Raw genomic sequence first — 652 nt, 5'->3', positions numbered from 1 at the left:
ATCGTGCACCCTTGTTTTCAATGTCGTTTATCCAGTTTTGAAAGAATAAGAAAAGTTTTTGAAAAAAAGCTTGAAAAAACCTGTGATATTGGTATAATAAATCTTGTCTTTCAAAATAAATTCAGTCTGGTAATGATGGCAAAGAGGCCACACCCGTTCCCATCCCGAACACGGCAGTTAAGCTCTTTTGCGCCGATGGTAGTTGGGGGTTTCCCCCTGTGAGAGTAGGACGTTGCCAGGCTGATCAATTATTCCGAAGTAGCTCAGTGGTAGAGCACCGCACTGTTAATGCGATGGTCGTAGGTTCGAGTCCTACCTTCGGAGCCAATTATGGAGAGCTGTCCGAGTGGCCGAAGGAGCATGATTGGAAATCATGTAGGCGGGCAACCGTCTCAAGGGTTCGAATCCCTTGCTCTCCGCCAGAAGATCGTTTTCAATAGTTATTAAGTACGGCCCCTTGGTCAAGCGGTTAAGACACCGCCCTTTCACGGCGGTAACACGGGTTCGAATCCCGTAGGGGTCACCAATTTCATGGAGGATTAGCTCAGCTGGGAGAGCATCTGCCTTACAAGCAGAGGGTCGGCGGTTCGATCCCGTCATCCTCCACCATTTCATTCATACAATTTATGTGAATTGGAAAAAAATAGTATTA

At 46.6% G+C, this 652-nt stretch carries 4 tRNA genes and 1 rRNA gene; all 5 read left to right on the top strand.

The window, feature by feature from the left end:
* Positions 1–125: 125 nt before the first annotated feature.
* Positions 126–241, top strand: a 5S ribosomal RNA gene (rrf, locus tag MLE13_RS17890).
* Positions 242–252: 11 nt separating this feature from the next.
* Positions 253–327, top strand: a tRNA-Asn gene (locus MLE13_RS17885).
* 5 nt (positions 328–332) lie between these two features.
* Positions 333–422: transfer RNA gene (locus MLE13_RS17880), tRNA-Ser, on the top strand.
* A 29-nt stretch (positions 423–451) separates the two neighbouring features.
* Positions 452–526, top strand: a tRNA-Glu gene (locus MLE13_RS17875).
* 7 nt (positions 527–533) lie between these two features.
* Positions 534–609 (top strand) — tRNA-Val (locus MLE13_RS17870).
* Positions 610–652 lie beyond the last annotated feature (43 nt).

It is taken from the genome of Planococcus halocryophilus, assembly GCF_022489025.1.
Taxonomy (GTDB): Bacteria; Bacillota; Bacilli; order Bacillales_A; family Planococcaceae; genus Planococcus; species Planococcus halocryophilus_A.
The sequence above is the reverse complement of the archived record's forward strand: the minus strand, read 5'-3'. Positions and strand labels throughout refer to the sequence as shown.